Annotated in this window: 14 protein-coding genes, 1 pseudogene and 1 other annotated feature; of the genes and pseudogenes, 5 read left to right on the forward strand and 10 right to left on the reverse strand. The window is 66.7% G+C overall.

Annotation, left to right across the window (positions count from 1 at the left end; all coding sequences use genetic code 11):
• Positions 1–273 precede the first annotated feature (273 nt).
• From BVIR_RS08985 to BVIR_RS09005, 5 genes are all read left to right on the forward strand, one after another.
• On the forward strand, positions 274–1,809 hold the full coding sequence (locus BVIR_RS08985; RefSeq protein ID WP_055037373.1) for a TIGR02677 family protein: 1,536 nt from the start codon (positions 274–276) through the stop codon (positions 1,807–1,809).
• Positions 1,793–3,100 (forward strand): TIGR02678 family protein, encoded by a 1,308-nt coding sequence (locus BVIR_RS08990; RefSeq protein ID WP_055037374.1) that lies wholly within the window; start codon positions 1,793–1,795, stop codon positions 3,098–3,100. Before BVIR_RS08985 ends, BVIR_RS08990 begins: the two co-directional genes overlap by 17 nt.
• A complete protein-coding gene (locus BVIR_RS17115) occupies positions 3,097–7,275 on the forward strand; it encodes a TIGR02680 family protein (protein WP_055037375.1) in 4,179 nt (1,392 codons plus the stop codon). The genes BVIR_RS08990 and BVIR_RS17115 overlap by 4 nt, the downstream gene beginning before the upstream one ends.
• Entirely contained in the window at positions 7,272–8,555 is a 1,284-nt protein-coding gene (locus tag BVIR_RS17120) for a TIGR02679 family protein (RefSeq protein WP_055037376.1), read from the forward strand. The genes BVIR_RS17115 and BVIR_RS17120 overlap by 4 nt, the downstream gene beginning before the upstream one ends.
• A 341-nt stretch (positions 8,556–8,896) precedes the next feature.
• The gene (locus BVIR_RS09005; protein WP_055036564.1) at positions 8,897–10,081 is read left to right on the forward strand and encodes an ISAs1 family transposase; all 1,185 of its coding nucleotides are present in this window, start codon (positions 8,897–8,899) and stop codon (positions 10,079–10,081) included.
• Here the strand turns inward: BVIR_RS09005 and BVIR_RS17415 are convergent.
• The 10 genes and pseudogenes from BVIR_RS17415 to BVIR_RS09055 all read right to left on the reverse strand — a co-directional run.
• A pseudogene (locus BVIR_RS17415) lies at positions 10,014–10,208 on the reverse strand (IS256 family transposase); the annotation flags it as partial. The gene BVIR_RS09005 and the pseudogene BVIR_RS17415 sit on opposite strands and share 68 nt — an antisense overlap.
• Positions 10,209–10,235: 27 nt before the next feature.
• Positions 10,236–11,467, reverse strand: a protein-coding gene (locus BVIR_RS09010) for an IS3 family transposase (protein ID WP_145911955.1) whose coding sequence is annotated in 2 segments (ribosomal slippage) — positions 10,236–11,176 and positions 11,176–11,467 — 1,233 coding nt in all. Because the reading frame shifts where the segments join, the coding sequence is not laid out codon by codon here.
• Positions 11,067–11,183, reverse strand: a sequence feature (AL1L pseudoknot). It overlaps the preceding gene by 117 nt.
• A gap of 157 nt (positions 11,468–11,624) precedes the next feature.
• Positions 11,625–11,993 carry a hypothetical protein gene (locus tag BVIR_RS17200; protein ID WP_236823579.1) on the reverse strand — a complete coding sequence of 123 codons (369 nt, stop codon included), beginning with the start codon at positions 11,991–11,993 and terminating at the stop codon, positions 11,625–11,627.
• Between the two features lie 4 nt (positions 11,994–11,997).
• On the reverse strand, positions 11,998–12,486 hold the full coding sequence (locus BVIR_RS09025; protein ID WP_055037377.1) for a hypothetical protein: 489 nt from the start codon (positions 12,484–12,486) through the stop codon (positions 11,998–12,000).
• A 37-nt stretch (positions 12,487–12,523) separates the two neighbouring features.
• Positions 12,524–13,030 carry a YbjN domain-containing protein gene (locus BVIR_RS09030; RefSeq protein WP_055037378.1) on the reverse strand — a complete coding sequence of 169 codons (507 nt, stop codon included), beginning with the start codon at positions 13,028–13,030 and terminating at the stop codon, positions 12,524–12,526.
• A 30-nt stretch (positions 13,031–13,060) separates the two neighbouring features.
• Complete coding sequence (locus tag BVIR_RS09035; RefSeq protein WP_145912012.1) at positions 13,061–14,053, reverse strand: peptidylprolyl isomerase; 993 nt, start codon at positions 14,051–14,053, stop codon at positions 13,061–13,063.
• On the reverse strand, positions 14,050–14,640 hold the full coding sequence (locus BVIR_RS09040; protein WP_055037379.1) for a hypothetical protein: 591 nt from the start codon (positions 14,638–14,640) through the stop codon (positions 14,050–14,052). The genes BVIR_RS09035 and BVIR_RS09040 overlap by 4 nt, the downstream gene beginning before the upstream one ends.
• Positions 14,641–14,642: 2 nt before the next feature.
• Positions 14,643–16,436: a putative porin gene (locus tag BVIR_RS09045; protein ID WP_236823580.1), complete on the reverse strand. Its 1,794-nt coding sequence runs from the start codon at positions 16,434–16,436 to the stop codon at positions 14,643–14,645.
• A gap of 101 nt (positions 16,437–16,537) precedes the next feature.
• On the reverse strand, positions 16,538–17,242 hold the full coding sequence (locus BVIR_RS09050; RefSeq protein WP_236823581.1) for a TonB C-terminal domain-containing protein: 705 nt from the start codon (positions 17,240–17,242) through the stop codon (positions 16,538–16,540).
• A complete protein-coding gene (locus BVIR_RS09055) occupies positions 17,239–17,643 on the reverse strand; it encodes an ExbD/TolR family protein (protein ID WP_055037381.1) in 405 nt (134 codons plus the stop codon). The genes BVIR_RS09050 and BVIR_RS09055 overlap by 4 nt, the downstream gene beginning before the upstream one ends.
• Position 17,644: the final 1 nt, after the last annotated feature.

The raw sequence follows: 17,644 nt of genomic DNA on the forward strand, positions 1-17,644 counted from the left end.
ACGGCTATCGGGTGGCCGTGACCCGCGGCGAGCGGAATGGCCGATAGGCCTCAAGATGGCATTCCCAGCCGGCGGACACGCGGTTTTTGTCGCTGTCGGATTTGTTCGCGGCCGTGCGCGGCCGCACCGAGCGCAGCCACGCGGACGGTAGACCGGCCCTGCGCAATTCCTGACACCATCGGCGGAATCCGATAGGGCTGGAACAAAGGCGCAAATGCGCTAACCTGTCGCGCCGATCGATATCTGCAGTCCAGGGCCATCTGGAAACATCCGATGCCAGCCGTCAGCGATTCAGCCGAGCTGTTCAGGCATGTGAGCGCCGAAAAGTCGGCGTTCTATCGCTGCATCATGGACGTGTTCGCTGCGGCCAAACGACAATATCGCCTGCAACTGCGGCCCGACGAAGTCTTGGCCGAAGCCCGATGGCCGGACGGACAAACGCCGCGCATCGAGGACGTCAACGCCGCGCTGAGCCAGCTTTCGGCCTGGGGTAATCTGGAATCGCATCATGATACGGCGCGGGTTTCCAGCCTGAACGATTTCTACCGGGCGCGCCTGCTCTACCGGCTGTCGCAGGGCGGCGAAGCCGTGGAATCGGCGCTGGCGCTGTTCGTGCAAACCCTGCAACGCCGCGCCGAGCTGCAAACCGTGGCGCTCGAAGACATCGCCAGCCGATTGCAGGCGATGAAGGCGCTGGCCGACGAGACCGAACCGGACGCCGCAAAAATCCACGCGACACTGCGGGATCTGGTGCGGGTTTTCGAGAGCCTTGCCGACAACGCGCAAGCGTTCATGGCCGGGGTGGCGCGCAGCATCGAACTGCAGCAGGCCGAAGAAAATGCGGTGGCGAACTACAAGCGACGGCTGATCGACTATCTGGAGCGCTTCATCGGCGATCTGGTGCGCCGCTCCGACATGATCGCCGGGCTCATTCTCGCATTGGAGCCGAGCATCGACGCGATGTTGCAGCAGGTGGCCGCGCGCGAGGCCCGCGATGCCGCGCCGGGCGATGCCCAGGAGCGGATCGATTCGCAAACCCGATCCTGGAATGCCTGGCGCGAACGTTGGAAAGGCCTGCGCGGCTGGTTCTTTCGCACCGGCCATGAGCCGTCGCAGGCCGAATTGTTGCGGGCGCGCGCCAGGTCGGCGATCCCGCAATTGCTCGGCGCGATCGCCGCGCTGAACGAGCGCCGCAGCGGCCGCAGCGATCGCTCCGCGGATTTTCGCATGCTCTCGCTGTGGTTCGCCGGCTGCGCCGACGATGGCGAGACGCATCGGCTGGCGCGCGCCGCCTTCGCGCTCAATCCGGCGCGGCATTTTTCACTCAATCCCGACGCCGACGCTGAGCTGCCGGCCAGCACGCGCTGGGCCGACGCGCCGGCTTTGCGGATTCACCCGCGGCTGCGCGAATATGGCGAAGCGGCGCCGCGCGGCCCGTTGGCCCGGGTGCGCGACCGCGCCGACGCGCGCGCCCAGCTGGCGCGCGAACTCGCCGAGGAATCGCAGCAGGTCGAGGCGGCGCGCCGGCGCCTTGCCACCGGCCATCCCACCCGGCTGTCCGACCTCGGCGAACTCGACCGTCACGCCTTCGGGCTTTTCCTCGGACTGCTCGGCGAAGCGTTGACCGAACAGGCCGGACCGGACGCCACCGCGGAGCGGCAGACCGGCGACGGGCTGTTGCATATCAGCCTGACGCCGCTGGCGCCGGACAGTCGCGCCCGCATCGACACGCCGCTCGGCGTGTTTTCCGGGCGCGACCATCTGATCACCATCACGCCGACACGAGACGCCGATGAAGCCCAGCTCTGAAAGGTCCAGGGACAGTCGCAGCATCGGTCAACAACAGCAGCGTTTCCAGCGCGAGGAGTTTCGCAGCGCGGTGCGCGCGTTGCTGATGACACCGCTGATGAGTCCGGAGCACGAGGATTTTCCCGCCATCCGCCGCCAGGCCGACGCGCTACGCGACTGGTTCGCGCGCGAAACCGGCTGGCCGCTGCAGATCGAACATGAGGGCGCCCGCCTTTCCAAGCGGCCGGCCGACCTCGGCAGCACGATGCGCGGCCTGCCCGGCTACGATCGCCGCCGCTATGTGCTGCTGTGTCTCGCCTGCGCGGTGCTGGAACGCGCCGACCCGCAGATCACGCTGCGGCTGCTGGGCGAGCGGCTGCTGCAATTGGCCGCCGACCCGGCGCTGGCGGCGTCGGACTTCCGCTTCACGCTCGGCGCCCCGCATGAGCGGCGCGAACTGGTGGCGGTCTGCCGCACGCTGCTGGAACTGGGGGTGCTGGCGCGCGTCGCCGGCGACGAAGAGGCCTTCGTGCAGGCCGGCGGCGATCAGGCCGACGCACTTTACGACGTGCAGCGCCGCGCGCTCGCCGGCATGCTGGCGGCGGTGCGCGGGCCGTCGACCTTTCGACCGGAAGACGCGCCGGTCACGCTCGACCAGCGGCTGCATGCGCTGGTCGACGAGCACGTGGCGGACAGCGACGAGGGCCGGCGCACCGCGCTGCGCCACCACCTCGCCCGCCGGCTGCTCGACGATCCCGTGGTCTATCTCGACACGCTGGACCCCGACGCCCGCGGCTATTTCGTCAATCAGCGCGGCACCATGGCAGCGCGCTTGTGCGACGCCGCGGGCCTGGTGGCCGAACAACGCGCCGAAGGGCTGGCGCTGGTCGACGAAACCGGCGTGCTGACCGACGTGGCGATGCCCGCCGAAGGCACCGACGCCCACGCCACGCTGCTGGTCGCGGAATATTTGGCCCGCAGTTACAGATCGCGCCTGGCCGACGCCACCACTGCGGCGCCGGCAGCGGCGGCATTCACCCCGGCGCACGACATCATCGCCTTCCTGCGCGACGCCAAGACCAAGTTCGGCCGCTACTGGCGCAAATCGGCGCGCGAGCCCGGCGCCGAACGCGAACTCGCCGCGATCGCGATCGAACGGCTGGAAAAACTCCACCTCATCGTCCGAGATGCCGACACGGTACAGCCGCTGCCGGCGCTGGCGCGCTTCGCGCTCGGCGACGCCGAAATCCGCGACGCCCGTGAACCGCGCGACGGAGCCGTCGCCGCCAAGCATCGGTTCGGATCGCCATGAACGACCGCCCGACTTCGTTTCTTGCTGAGACCGCAAGACCCGCGCTGCCGATCCCGACGCGGCCGCGCTGGCAGCCGCTGCGGCTCGGCCTGGTGGAGCTATTCCATTACGACAGCGAGGAGTTCTGGTTTCGCGACGGCCACCTGCTGCTGCGCGGCAACAACGGCACCGGCAAATCCAAGGTGCTGTCGCTGACCCTGCCCTTCCTGCTCGACGCGCAGCTCAAATCGTCGCGGGTCGAGCCGGACGGCGACAGCAGCAAGAAGATGGCCTGGAACCTGCTGATGAGCAGCTACGACCGGCGCACCGGCTATGCCTGGATCGAGTTCGGTCGGCTCGCCGACGACGGCACGCCGCATTATCTCACGCTCGGCGCCGGGCTTTCCGCGGTCGCGGCCCGCCCGCAGGTCGACAGCTGGTATTTCGTGCTCGACGATAGCGACGGCGCGCCGCGGCTCAACCAGGATCTTTGGCTGATCAGCGAGCAGCGCAACGTGCTGACCAAGGAGCGGCTGCGCGACGCGCTGCAGGGCCGCGGCCAGCTGTTCGACACCGCCTCGAGCTATCGGCGCGCCGTCGACGAGCGGCTGTTTCGGCTCGGCGTCCGGCGCTACGACGCCTTGATGGATACGCTGATCCAGTTGCGCCAGCCGCAATTGTCGAAGAAACCGGACGAGACCGCGCTGTCGAATGCGCTGACCGAAGCGTTGCCGCCACTGCCGACCGAACTGCTCGGCGATGTCGCCGAGGCACTCGGCCAGTTAGAGGAGGATCGCCGCCAACTCGAGGAATACCAGACGCTGGCGAAAGCCATCGACCGTTTCGAGCAGCGCTACCGGATCTATGCCGGCACCCAGACCCGGCGCCAGGCTCGGGCGCTGCGCCAAGCGCAAACCGAATTCGACAATGCCAGCCGGGCGCGCGGCGAGGCGCAGGAGCGGCTGGCGCAAGCGCTGGCCACCGAAGCGCTCGCGCAGAACGCGCACGACGAGGCGGACCTTGCGCTCAAGCGCGACCAGGCGCGGCTGGAAACCCTGCGCAGCGGCCCGGGGATGGAGGACGCCAACCGGCTCGAAACCGCGGCGCGCGACGCCGCGGCGCGGCAGCGCGCAGCGCAGGCCGGCGCCACGGCGGCCGACGAGGCGACGCGCCGGCTGACGCGTAGTGTCGGCGAAACCGAACAGGCGGCGCAACGCATGACGCGGGCCGAACGTCAGGTCGCCGAACTGCGCCGGGACGGCGCCGCTCATGCCGCAACCGCGGGCATTGCCGCGGCCCATGGCGGCAATCCGCTGGCAAGCTGCGAGGCCGCGGCACTCGCCGAGTTGACGCCGTACGCCTTCGAGGCCGCGCGCTCCGAGCTTGGCGCTTTGGTCGCCGAACGACGCGACCAGATCGCCGTGTTGCGGCAGCGCCAGGCGGAGGTCGCCGCGGCCGAAACTCTATATACGCAACAACAAGCGGCACGCGACGAGCGACAGGACGCCGCCGAAGCCGCGGCGAACCGACGCGAGCAGGCCGATGCCGCCGTGGAGCGGCAGGGCCAAAACCTCGTCCAGGATTGGGAGCGCCACTTCGCCGGCCTGACGCAATTGCGCATCGACCCCGACGACGGCCTCGCGGCGCTGACGGCGCTCGCCGACTGGGTGGTCGCCCTGCAGGGCGACAATCCGGCGCGGCAAGAATTGCAGGCCGCGCAACAGCAGGCCAGCGTGAATTTTGCGCAGCGCCGCGTCACGCTCGACGCCCAGCGCGACAGCTTGGAAACCGAGCGCAGCACCCTCGATGACGAACATCGCCGGCTGCAAGCCGGCATCGATACGGCGCCGCAGCAGCCAGCGACACGCGATGCCAATACCCGGATTGCGCGCGCGGGCGCGCCGCTTTGGCACTTGGTGGATTTCCGCGACACCGTCACCGCGCCGCAGTGCGCCGGCCTCGAAGCCGCGCTCGAAGCCGCCGGCCTGCTCGACGCGTGGATTTCGCCCGACGGCGAGCTGCAGACCGGCGACGGCGGCATGCCGTTGCACGACACGCAAATCTTGCCGCGTTCGCCGTATTCGCAATCGCTCGGCGATTGGCTGCAGGCCGATGTGCCGGCGGATGGCACGGTGCCGGCCGCCATCGTCGATGGCATTCTGTCTGGCATCGCCTGCGCGGACACCGATCCGATCGACAGCGAAGCCTGGATCGCCCCCGACGGCCGCTTTCGCCTCGGCGCGCTGGCCGGCGCCTGGGACAAGCCGGCGGCGGTCTATATCGGCTATGCCGCCCGCGCCGCAGCCCGCATCCGGCGGCTGACCAAGATTGCCGAGCGCCTGACACTGATCGCCGAAGAACTCGCGGCCTTGCAGGCGATGGCCGCGCAGCTCACGCGCGACCAGGATCGGGCCGCCGAGGAATGGCGCCTGGCGCCCACCGACGAGGCGTTGCGCCATGCCCATCTCGCCGCCGCAGCCTGCGCGCGCGAGGCGCAAGACGCCCTGCGACGACTGGGCGAGGCCAATGCGCGGTGCCGCGAGGCCGAGCAGGCGTTGCAGACGGTGAGGCAGCGGCTTGCCGCGGATGCCGCCGACCTGCGACTGCCGGTGTTGCCCGCCGACTTGCCGGCGATCGAGGCGGCGCTGAACCATTATCACGACGCCCAGCTCCGCCTCGGGCAAGCCGCTCACGAATTGCGCCTGGCGCTGCCCGACCTGCAGCGGCAACGCGACCGCGAAAACGAGGCGCGCAAAGACCTCGCGACCAAGCAAGAGCAACTGGCGACGGCCCGCATCGAGGCGGAAGAGGCCGCGACCCGGCTCGACGTGTTGCGCGACACCGTCGGCGCGATGGTCGAGGAGTTGCAACGCCAATTGGCCGAGGCCGTCGCCGCCGTCGAAGCGGGCGATGACGCATTGAAATTGGCGCGCGAAGCCCTGATCAACTGCGGCAAGGCCAGCGCGGTCGCTGGCGAAAAATCCGCGACTGCGGAGACGGCTTTCGCCGAACGCAGCGACGCGCGCGCCGAAGCGATCGCCAGGTTCCAGCATTTTGCCGCCACCGGGCTGCTGTCAGCGGCGCTACCGCAAGCAGAACTACCCGATATGGCCAGCGCATGGACGATCGATCCCGCGCTGACGCTGGCGCGCCGGGCCGAACAGGCGCTGTCCGAACGCAAGGACGACGAGGAAAGCTGGGCGCGGGTGCAGCGGGAGATGGCCACCGACCTCACCGAATTGCAGCGCGCGCTCAGCGCGCTCGGCCACCAGGCCCAGGCCGAAACCACCGACTGGGGACTGACCGTCCACATCGTCTACCAGAACCGACCCGAACCGCCGGCTCGGCTGGCGGTGCGGCTCGCCGAGGAAATCGCGCAACGCAGCGAACTGCTCACCGCCAACGAACGCGCCGTGCTGGAAAACCATTTGCAGGCCGAGATCGCCTCCGAGGTGCAGCGCCTGCTGCAGGCCGCCGAAGCCCAGCGCGACGCCATCAACAAGGAACTACACAGCCGCCCGACCTCCACCGGCGTGCGCTATCGGCTGCTGTGGCAGCCGCTGCCGGAAGAAGAAGGCGCCCCGGTCGGGCTCGACGCCGCGCGCAAGCGGCTGCTGAACACCAGCGCGGATCTCTGGTCGGCGGAAGATCGCCGCGTCGTCGGCGCGATGTTGCAGCAACGCATCGCTGCCGAGCGCGAGCGCACCGATCTGGGCTTCGGCAGGGACGGCAGCGGCAGCCTGATCGAGCAACTCGCCCGCGCGCTGGATTATCGGCGCTGGCACCGTTTCCGCGTCGAGCGCTGGCAGGACGGGCATTGGCGCAAGCTCTCCGGCCCGGCCTCCAGCGGCGAACGCGCGCTCGGCCTTACCGTGCCGCTGTTCGCCGCGGTCGCCAGCTTCTACGGCCAGGGCAGCTCGGCGCTGGCGCCGCGGCTGATGCTGCTCGACGAAGCCTTCGCCGGGATCGACGATTCCGCCCGCGCGCATTGCATGGGGCTGATCCGGGAATTCGACCTCGACTTCGTCATCACAAGCGAACGCGAATGGGGCTGCTACGCCGAACTGCCCGGCGTCGCGATCTGCCAGTTGCAGCGCCGCGAAGGCATCGAGGCGGTGTTCGTCTCGCGCTGGAACTGGGACGGCCGCGCCAAGCTCCGCGACGACGATCCCGACCGCAGGTTCGCGCCGACATGAGATCCGCGGCCGATGCGCGGCTCCAGCGCCTGCTCGGCGGCGAGCATCTCGCCGCGCTACGCAAGCGGTTGCGCCGGCGCTTCGAACGCCACGCGTTCGACGCCGCCGTCGAAAGCTTCCGCGTCGACAGGCTGACCGCGCAGGAGCACGCCGCGCTCGCAGCATTGCTCGGCCGCCCGCAGCGCTACTCCGGCTCGTTGCAGATCGACCTTCGCGTGCTCGATGCCGCGTTCCAAAACGCCGGAATCGCCGCTTCGCTGCGCGATGCGCTGGAACAGCTCGACGGCCCGATCACCCACCTCGCCAACGCACGCCTCGCGCGACAAACGCTGTGGTCGGATGTGGTCGCTGGCTGCGATCACCCCGGCCTCGTTGAACTGCTCCAGACACCGGCCGGCATCGGACTGATCAAGCGTCTTGCAAGACAGAATGCTGCGACGGCTGTCGAACTGTGTCGCCGCGCCGAGGCGGTGTTGCAACGGCTGCCTGCGCAGGGCCTCACCCGTTCGCAATTGGCCGCCGACGTGCTCGGCGATGCCCATGCGCTCGACAGCGGCCAAGCCACCGCGGCGCTGGTGCTCGCGGTTTTGCGTCGGCTTGCGCCGCAATCCCGCGACGGCGATGACGACGCGCAAATTGACGCCGCGGCAAATGGCAGTTTCGAACGCAACGCCAGCGTGGAGCGCGCCCGCGAGATCTGGGCTAGAGCCGGCATCCTGGTCAATGAGTTGGCGCGGCCGGTGCTGTTCCTGAACCTGCCGACCCGCGGCCCGCAGAACGATCACCGGCCAACGGGCGAGCCGAGCTACGCATCATTGCGATCGCTGCTGCGCGCGCGGCCCGCCTGGGACGTGGCCAACCGCACCGTCTATGTCTGCGAAAATCCCAATCTGGTTGCGATCGCCGCGGATCATTGGGGTTCCGACTGCGCGCCGCTGGTCTGTACCGAGGGCATGCCCGCGGCCGCGCAGCGATGCCTGTTGCTCCAGCTGAGCGAAGCGGGCGCGCGACTTCGCTATCATGGCGATTTCGATTGGCCCGGATTGCACATCGGCAACCAACTCATGCGTGAGCACAGGGCCGAACCGTGGCGCTTCAGCGCCGCTGACTACGCCGCCGCGGCCGCAAAGATCTCACGCTTTGGACAGCCGCTGCAGGGTAAGCCGGTCACAGCACATTGGGATGGAGCATTGACGACGGCCATGCAACAATATCGGGTCGCAATCCCCGAGGAATTCTTGGCAGACTCGCTGTTGCAAGATCTGATCTGCAAATCCTAGCGCCGCCTATTGTCAACGACAGTTCAACCAAAGGATCGACCAAAGCTGGTCTGCGAGCGAACGTTGAACATCACTAACTTTCGAGCACCATGCGGCACGGCATAGTGATGGAAATCCTGCACGATCGACAAGGAGCTCTGCTGGAAACTGGGTGACGGGCGATCAGGCGGCGTTTGTGGACGACGTGTCGGTGACCTCGTACCCGTCGGCGAATCTGACACCCTCGACCAGCTTGGGCAACTGATTCTGGCCTTTCAGCAGGGCGCCGAACTCGGGTTAACGGCGGTTTCGGGGTTGCGGAAGGTCTGATTCGATGAGGGGCCTCGATTCGGAGCCCCGCCATGAGCCTTGATGGCCTGAGCCTTGATGCCCTGCTTGTCCCTGAGAAGTCGCGCCTGAAGGTGCTGCTCGACCACCTGTCGGTGATCGAGGACCCACGCGAGGCGTGGCGGGTGGCTCACCCGCTGCCGGAGGTGCTGCTACTGGTGGTGTGCGGCACCTTGGCGGACTGCGACGACTACGAGGGAATCGCCGAGTGGGGCGAGACGCATCTGTCGTTTCTGCGCCGCTTCCTGCCCTACCACCACGGGGTTCCGGGGGCGCGTTGGCTGACCCTGCTGATGAACCGCATCGACCCGGACCTGTTCGCGGCAGCGTTCACGGCGTGGGTTCGGGAGAGCTGGCCGGATCGCCCGGACCTGGTGGCGATCGACGGCAAGACCTCGCGGCGCAGCCACGACCGCGGGGCCGGCAAGGCGCCGCTCCATCTCGTCTCGGCGTTCGCCACCACCCGCCGCCTGGTGCTCGGCCAGGAGGCGGTCGCCGACAAGAGCAGCGAGACCACGGCGATCCCCCTCCTGATCGAGCGGCTCGCCGCCGCCGGCGGCCTCGACGGCACCCTGATCTCGATCGACGCCATCGCCACCAATCCGACCATCGCCACCGCCATCCGAGGCGCCAAGGCCGACTATCTGCTCGCCGTGAAGGCCAACCAGCCGACCCTGCGGGCCGAGATCGAGAGCTTCTTCGCCGAGACGCCCGCGGCCGAGACCGAGAGCGTCACCGACCTCGACAAGGGCCATGGCCGCATCGAGAGCCGCACCGTCACGGTTGCCCGCGAGGTCGATTGGCTGAAGGGGGACCGGCGTTTTCCCGGCGAATTGCGGCTGCCCGACGTCGCCACCATCGTGCGCGTCGCATCGCGCGCCGAGCTCGCCGACCGCTGCCGTTTCGAGACCCGATACTACGTCTCCTCGGCCGCGCTCTCGGCAACCGCTGCCGCCGAGGCCGTGCGAAGCCACTGGGCGATCGAGAACAGCCTGCACTGGGTCCTCGACGTCACCTTCGGCGACGACCAGTCCCGCCTGCGCAAGGGACACGGCGCCAGGAACATGGCTGTCGTCCGCCACTTCGCCTTCAATCTCCTACGCGCCGTCACCGACAAGAAAAGCCTCAGGCTCAGGCGAAAGCGCGCCGGTTGGGACCCCGAATACTGTGCTCAAGTCCTCGGACACAGGACGCGTTAACCCGGATTCGGTGCCCTGGGCCTTTCAGGCGGCGCCAGGTTTTCGAGGCCGCCTGCACCAGCTTGAACACCATCGTCTTCGCCGTCGTCGGCGACAGCGCGCCCTTGGTGCGCACTGAACCGCCCCGGGTTTGCCGGAGGCGTTTTGGCTTGAGTTACGCGGCCATCGCTGTCTCTTCCAGCATGGCATAGTAGCGCGCCTCGGCTTCGGCCGGCGGGATATTGCCGATCGGCGCCAGCAGGCGGCGGTTGTTGAACCAGTCGACCCATTCCAGCGTGGCGAACTCGACGGCCTCGAACGACCGCCACGGGCCCTTTCGATGGATGACCTCGGCCTTGTAGAGGCCATTGATGGTCTCGGCGAGCGCGTTGTCATAGGAGTCGCCGACGCTGCCGACCGAGGGCTCGATGCCCGCCTCGGCCAGGCGCTCGGTGTAGCGGATGCTGACGTATTGCGATCCGCGATCCGAATGGTGCACCAGGCCGGCCTTGCGGGCGGGCCGCCGGTCATGAAGCGCCTGCTCCAGCGCATCCAGCACGAAGCTGGCGTGCGCCGTGCGGCAGACGCGCCAGCCGACGATGCGGCGGGCGTAGGCGTCGATCACGAAGGCGACGTAGACGAAGCCCGACCACGTGCTGACGTAAGTGAAGTCGGAGAGCCAGAGCATGTTTGGCGCCGGAGCATGGAACACCCGGTTGACGTGGTCGAGCGGGCACGGCGCCGCCTTGTCTGGCACCGTCGTCCGCACCGGCTTGCCGCGAATGACGCCGCGCAATCCCATGTCCTGCATCAGGCGCTCGACGGTGCAGCGCGCGACGTCGAAGCCCTCGCGCACCATCTGCCGCCAGACCTTGCGCGCGCCATAGACCTCGAAGTTCTCGGCGAAGACGCGGGCAATCTCAGGACGCAAGGCCTGGTCGCGCTTTGCCCGCGCCGAGAGCTTCGCCGGATCGGCCCGCTTGGCGACATGGTCATGGTAGGTCGAGGGGGCGATCGGCAGCACCTTGCAGATCGGCTCGACCCCGTGGACCTCGCGGTGATCGTCGATGAACGCGATCATGTCTTGGACCGGCGGTCGAGCTCCGCCATCGCAAAATACGCCGACGCCTTGCGCAGGATCTCGTTGGCCTGCCGCAGCTCCCGGTTCTCCCGCTCCAGGGCCTTGAGCTTCTCGGCGACGTCGCTGGGCACGCCCACCCGCTTTCCGGCGTCGACCTCGGTCTTCCGGATCCACTCGTTCAGGGTCTGCGGCGTGCAGCCGATCTTGGTGGCGACCGACACCACCGCCGCCCAGCGCGAGGGGTGCTCACGCTCGTGATCCAGCACCATCCGCACCGCCCGCGATCGAACCTCAGGAGAAAACTTGCTGCTCGTCTGCTTGCTCATGGCTCCACCTTCTCAGGAGTTGGAGCCTCCGGCAAACCCGGGGCGGTTCACCTCGCCCGCAAGCAGGCTTTTGAGTCAGGCTCTGAGCGGCATCGCCAAAAGCCAAGTGTCGCGGCTGCGCGGAGAGATCGATGAGCGGGGTTCGGCGAGCATAACCTCAACGAAGCGGCGATGCATAGGTGTTGGTCGGTCGATATGGCACCAAAGACCGCCCGAAATTGGGACCGTATTGCTGACGTACCGCGGGAATGTTCGCAACACCCGTACGGATATCCTGGGAGCCGGCCTCGATCGGTGGCTTGTTGAGGACAGGGTTGACGCGGTCGACCTGCTCTTTGAGCAATTGGTTGAAGCAGTCGAGCGTCTTCTCGCTGCCGATCTGAACTTCGATGCAGCGCTGCGTGGTTTTGTGGCCGGACGGCGTGAATTCCTCATTGGCTGGAGATTGGGCTTGTGCGCCCGCCACCACGAAAAGCGTCGCAACCGCGACGACGCCAAGCTGACGGCCCCTGATCGGACAGCGCATGACCTCACCTGCTCGGCGGCTGCCGCCCTGCCGCCAGACGAAGCCGCAGCGGCTGGGGCATGTCGAGCGGCGGACCGCCGGCGAAGTCGCTCGTCATCAAAACCGAGCGGATGTCGACCGCCAATTCGCCCTCGACACCTTCGAGATCCAGACGCTCCACGGTGCCGATCGGCGTGATCCACACCCGTGCGATCACCTCCGGCGGCTTGTGTTCTGCATCGTCGAACACCGCATGGATACGCTGCTGGATGCTCCCCTCGCCGGCCAGCGCGATCTGGAACGTCGACTGCACCCGTTCGGCGAAGATGCGCCAAGCCTGCGGCACAGGCTGCGCCGCGCGCGATTGCCCAGCGGGCGGCGGCGGGGTCTGAGGCAGGGGCGCCGCGGCCGCCGCCGAACTGCCCGCAACGGCGGCGCTACAGATGCCCGCGAGCACCATCCGCGCGCGCGCGATGGCACTTGCCAGCCAGCTCAAGCTCTTGTGGACCACCATGGTCTGCCCCTCGCCTGCCAGCTCGCACTGGACATGGTCACGCCGCGGCGACGTCGTCTTCTCGCGTGGATGAGGCGATCATCGCTGACGGACCTGCGGCGTTCACCTGGGCGATTTCGGTCCGCAGGAAGCCCGGCAGATCCTGCAGCAGCCGCTCCCAGATCTCCATTTGCGTGAGGACGTAGCCCGGCAGGACACCGCCCGCGACCGAAACGTCCTGGGTCAGGACGAGAAAACCGCCGTGCAGGTGAAGCCGGGCGTAGCGGCGGCTGTTGTTCCAGGCGTTCGGCACGGCCGCATCGAGCGTGCCTTCCACCTTCAGTGCCGCGTGACAACTGAAATCGAGCACCGCATCGCTCGGAGCCAGCGCCAGCGAGCCCACTCGAATCTCGAACGCCAGACCGCCAGTTGCCGAACGCAGCAGCTCAACACCAGCGGCGTCGGTCGCACGTTCGACGCGATAGCCGCGGCTCTGCAGCAATTCGGTCAAGCTAGACAGCGTGACCGAACGGATCACTTCGCCGTCGTTCGATATGGCGTTCATGGTCGGATCACTTTCCTGTAAGGTGCCGGCTCAGGGCTTGGCGGGTTTTGGCAGGACTTCACCAAGAACCTTGTTGAGTTCCAGTTCATTGATCGCTGGCGGCGACTTCTTGAGCAGCTCGCCCAAGTACGCTCGCCGCAACTGCACAGAGCGTTCATCGCGCATTCGCTTTTCGAGCTGATCGCGAACGTCCTCGAACGGCACCGGTGCCGCCGGTCGTGTGTCGGTCAGCTTGAGGATATGCCAGCCATCGTCGAGCTGCACCGGATCGGCGACGACGCCTTTCGACAAGCCGAGCAGAATGGTGCGCAGTTCTGGCCGGACTTGAGTCTCGGTGATCCAGCCTAGCGCCCCGCCGCCCTCGGCGGTCCTCACGTCGCTGTCGCTCTCCGCCACAGCGGCGAAATCAGTGCCGGGCTGTTTCAACTTGGCCTGGATTTCTGTCACCTTCTTGCGGGCGGTTTCCAGCACCGCCTTGTCGCTGTCGCGGGCCGCGGCGACGAAGATCTGCGAGACCTCGAAGGCGCGCGGTACCACCAGCGCCGTCTTGTTGGCCTCGTAGACCGAGCGGATGTCCGGCTCACTCGGAAACTCGGCTGGCACTTTCGCCACCGAGGCCAGATAAGTCTCGACGATCGCCGCCTCACGAACCTGTCGGAGCTGGTCCACGACCTCCGGCTTCTGGTCCCATTTCTTCGCAAGCGCTTCCTTCAGGGCGAGTTGGTTCGCCAGCATCAGGCGCACGGTCTGGCTGGCAAGGGTCGGATCGCTCGCCAGTGCGGCTTGCTCGCGTGGACCGAGGCCAGTAAACAGCGCCCGGATTTCGCTCGCCTTGACGTCGATGCCGCCGATGCGGGCGACCACGTCGCCCGCAGGTGCGAGCGGCGTCGGCGCTGCGGCGGCTTGACCCGACAGCGGTTTCGGCACTGGTGCCGGTTTCGGTGTGGTCTGAGCAAGTGCAGGGCCGGCCATCACCAGCAGCGCCGCGCTGGGTAGAAAAATACACTGAAACATGGACATCATGGTTTGATCTTCTGTTCACGGATCTTGGACCTGTAATCCTGCAACATGTTTTGGACATCCACGCGACGGAGTCCGAGTACCGGCTCGCGTGCAGCAATCACATCGCCAAAATGGACATCGTCGTAGGCCTGGAGCAGTTCCCGACCGAGCTTGGCCAGCGCTTCATTCCTGGCCTCGCAGGCTTTGGTGCTGGCTCTGAACGCCTTTGATTCACTTTCGAATTTGGCGCGCTCGCCATCCTTGCTGCGGGCGACGTCGGCAGCTTCCGCATACGCCGCCTTCCAGCGCTCCAGTGTCTCGTTGCGCTCTTCCAGGCGTTGGTTGAAAGTTTCGACCGCGGTGCGATGCGCAGTCTCGACGTCCTTGAGCTGTGTGCGCAGCGCGTCGATCTGCTGCTGCATCGATTGGCGCAGGCGGTCAGCTTCGGCGACCTTGGCCTGCAATTGGGTGCGCTGATCCTCCAGCGAACGCGTTTGCGCGGTCGCGCTGCGAAGCGCCTCCCGCAGACGATCGGTTTCAGATTGTGCGTGCGCCGGGCTGGCGAATGCCAGCAGGACGACGAACGGGAGCATGATCAATCGGCGCATGATCAAAACTTCGCGTTGAGATCGATCTGGAGAACGTCGACGGCGTAGGGATAATCGGCAATCGAATTTGCGCTCAGCCACCGCATCGAAGCGGAAATGTTGTCCGCAAGCCCAAGACTGGCGCCGATGAAATAGCCTTTGAGGTTGGTGCCGCCGAGACCGAAGTCCGAGTCGGTGAAGGCGTCGACGGTCGCGTCGGATTCGACGTACTTGTAGCCGGCATGGACGCTCCAGTCCCACAACTGCTTGATCTCGGGATGGCCGACGGTGACACGCCCGAACCAGCCGGTATCGCCGCCCTCATATCCGCCATCGGCGATCTTCGTTCCCGACGAGTTGTATACGTCCGGGCCAAAGTTGTTGACCGCGACGCCTGCCACCGCCGCCCTGTCGAAGGCAGTGTTCTTGACGAATTCGCCGTCGAATAGGACGTGAACGGGATCGAAGTGCGACAGGTCGAGCCGCGCCGACACCACCACCGGGCGGAACTCGCTGGCGAGTCCGAAATACTGATACTGGCTCGCCGGCGAGATCAGCGACGGATCCGGATCGCGCAGAGCCATGTAGGTGTTGCCCTTTTGCGCGAAGGACGGTCGGTAAAGGTCGGTGTCGCAGGTCATCTTGGCGTTCGAGGTGTCGCACGGGCTCGACAGCTTTCCCTGCACGCCGCTGAAATTGTAGAACGCGCCCGCGAGTGTGAAGGACCAGTGATCGGCCAGTATGGTCGACAGACCGATCTGCCCACCCTGAAGCCATTTGTCGTTGCTCTTGACCTTGACGCTGTCCGTGCCGGTCGCGTTCGACTCATAATCGAGGCCGGCATTGAGCGAGGTGTTGAAGATCGGGAACACGCCGGCGCTGAGGAACGCGGCCAGGCCGGGCGCGATTTCACCCTTTGCCTTGAGCGCCGCACCGTCAAAGCCGAGATCTTTGTTCCAGACCATGTCGCCTGCGGTCCAGAACGGATTGTCAAACCGTCCCGCGCTAACGGCGATCTCCTGAACCGGCTGGTAGCGCAAATACGCACGATCGAGCCAGAGTGAATACTTGCTGAAGTTGCCGCCTGAGCCGCCAAGCGTCTGATTGGTGGAGACCGGCGAGTTGCTGTCTCCGGTCGCAATCCGCATTCCGGCGGAGAAATCCTCGTTCAGATCAGCATCGAGACCCAGCCGGGCCCTAAGCCGGAACCGCTCGCGGTCCTCTGTCCCGTTGTAGGTCGAAATCCAAGGATTTCCGACGCTGAAGATGTCATAGGCGCTGCCGATGTTGACCGCGTTGAAGTCGTAGCCATTGTAACCGCCGTCGGGAAAAAACTGCCCCTCGTAGCGCGTGCGCAAATCGCCATAGAACCGAATGCGCGAGGCCCATTCGGGATATTTGCCAGGCGAGGCCCAACCCTCCGCCCTGGCCTGCTGCATCACCTCGCGCCGCAGATCCTCACGGAGCTGTTTCTTCACCACTTCGGGAACATAGGTGACGCGCTTGGTGCCCGGGGGCGAGGCCGCCGCGGCGGCTGCGGTCGCGGTCTTCGCCGCCTCGTCGGCCTTGGTGTTGGCGTCTTTCGCGGCTTGGCGCGCGACATAGGCCTCGTCCTCGGCCTGCTTGATCAGCGCCTGGGCCTGCTCCTCGGTCAGCACGCCCTGTTTGACCAGCGCATTCACCAGATTGACGGTCACGCTCGGGCTCGTCGGCCTCGCGTTCGACACCTCGGGGCGCTTCGGAGCGGCGCTTCCGTCCTGGGCAACGGCGGGGGCTGCTGCGACCAAGGCGCCGATGGCGACCGCGAGCACAGACATCTGCCGCCCTTCGTTTCGTGTAATCCGGAACATCGCTCTCCAGCCCTTCACAAAATGCGTGTCTTGACGTGCTCGTCGGTTGGTGACTTTGAATTCGTCAGTTAGGCCGGCCGGCGTGCGGTGATACGCGTGACCATCGGCATCGGCATGTCTGGCGGCGGCGGCTCGCGCAGCACGATGCCGGCCAGCACCTCGTTGCGGATCGCGTTGTCGATCTCGGGGTTGCCGCTCGACGACGCCAGCACGATGCGGCTGATACGCCCCGAGCTGTCGGCCCACACCCGCACCTGGACCTGCATCACCGCGTTGCGGGTTTTCGGATTTGAGCGCAGCGCAGCTTCAAGCTGGCCTTGCACCATGCTGGCGTATCGCCCCCAGCGGCTGCCGCCGCCACCGCCGCCGGTCATCGGACGACCGCCGACTTTGGCCGCCATGTCGCCCGGCCCCTTGGCGTCAGCATCGAGCGCCGGCGGACCCGGCGGCTCGTCGGCCTTGGTATCGTCGTTTGGCACCTCGTCCTTTGGCTGCTCGACGACCTTGTCTTCCTTGAACTCCTGCTCCGTGACCTTGGGCTGCTCCACCATCTGTGCTTCAGGCGGAGGCTGAACTTCCGGCGGAGGTGGCGGTGGCGGAATGGTGACGACCATGAACTCCTGGACACGCCGCGGCGGCTCCTGTTCACCACCGGTCAGCAGCAGCACGCTGCCGCCGATCAGGCCGAGCACGACCACCGCACCCGCGCCGAAGACGACGGAGCGTCGTCTCGAATCCCGTGAGTCACGTTTGTTGACCATGGCTTCGATCACATCACGAGGGGCTTGGTGGCCATCCCGACCTGGGTGATGCCGATCCGGCCGAGCAGATCCAGAACGTCGATCACGTTCTGGTATTGGGTCTGGCTGTCGCCGCGCAGCACCACCGGAAACTCCGGGGTCAACGCCTTTTGCTGGTTCAGCCGCTGTTCGAGCTCGGCAAGCGTCACCGGGATAGTGTCGAGGAAGATCCGCCCCTCATTGGTGACCGTGATCGCCTTGGTGGTCTGCTGCGCCAGGCTCGGCGCGGCGGAGGCTTTGGGCAGGTTGACCTTCATGCCCTGCACGGTCGCGGTCGTCATGATGATAAAGATCACGAGCAGCACGTAGGCGAGGTCCAACATCGGCGTGATGTTGATCTCGTCGTAGGGTTTAGCTTCATCCTGGAGCTTCATC

The organism is Blastochloris viridis, from assembly GCF_001402875.1.
In the GTDB taxonomy this organism is placed as follows: Bacteria; Pseudomonadota; Alphaproteobacteria; order Rhizobiales; family Xanthobacteraceae; genus Blastochloris; species Blastochloris viridis.

What these genes read in the sequence shown, in the direction of transcription:
- BVIR_RS17115 (WP_055037375.1), top strand. Translation starts at nt 3,097, where the DNA reads ATGAACGACCGCCCGACTTCGTTTCTTGCTGAGACCGCAAGACCCGCG.
- BVIR_RS08990 (WP_055037374.1), top strand. Translation starts at nt 1,793, where the DNA reads ATGAAGCCCAGCTCTGAAAGGTCCAGGGACAGTCGCAGCATCGGTCAA.
- BVIR_RS09005 (WP_055036564.1), top strand. Translation starts at nt 8,897, where the DNA reads ATGAGCCTTGATGGCCTGAGCCTTGATGCCCTGCTTGTCCCTGAGAAG.
- BVIR_RS17200 (WP_236823579.1), bottom strand. Translation starts at nt 11,993, where the DNA reads ATGCGCTGTCCGATCAGGGGCCGTCAGCTTGGCGTCGTCGCGGTTGCG.
- BVIR_RS09030 (WP_055037378.1), bottom strand. Translation starts at nt 13,030, where the DNA reads ATGAACGCCATATCGAACGACGGCGAAGTGATCCGTTCGGTCACGCTG.
- BVIR_RS17120 (WP_055037376.1), top strand. Translation starts at nt 7,272, where the DNA reads ATGAGATCCGCGGCCGATGCGCGGCTCCAGCGCCTGCTCGGCGGCGAG.
- BVIR_RS09035 (WP_145912012.1), bottom strand. Translation starts at nt 14,053, where the DNA reads ATGATGTCCATGTTTCAGTGTATTTTTCTACCCAGCGCGGCGCTGCTG.
- BVIR_RS09045 (WP_236823580.1), bottom strand. Translation starts at nt 16,436, where the DNA reads ATGTCTGTGCTCGCGGTCGCCATCGGCGCCTTGGTCGCAGCAGCCCCC.
- BVIR_RS08985 (WP_055037373.1), top strand. Translation starts at nt 274, where the DNA reads ATGCCAGCCGTCAGCGATTCAGCCGAGCTGTTCAGGCATGTGAGCGCC.
- BVIR_RS09055 (WP_055037381.1), bottom strand. Translation starts at nt 17,643, where the DNA reads ATGAAGCTCCAGGATGAAGCTAAACCCTACGACGAGATCAACATCACG.
- BVIR_RS09025 (WP_055037377.1), bottom strand. Translation starts at nt 12,486, where the DNA reads ATGGTGGTCCACAAGAGCTTGAGCTGGCTGGCAAGTGCCATCGCGCGC.
- BVIR_RS09040 (WP_055037379.1), bottom strand. Translation starts at nt 14,640, where the DNA reads ATGCGCCGATTGATCATGCTCCCGTTCGTCGTCCTGCTGGCATTCGCC.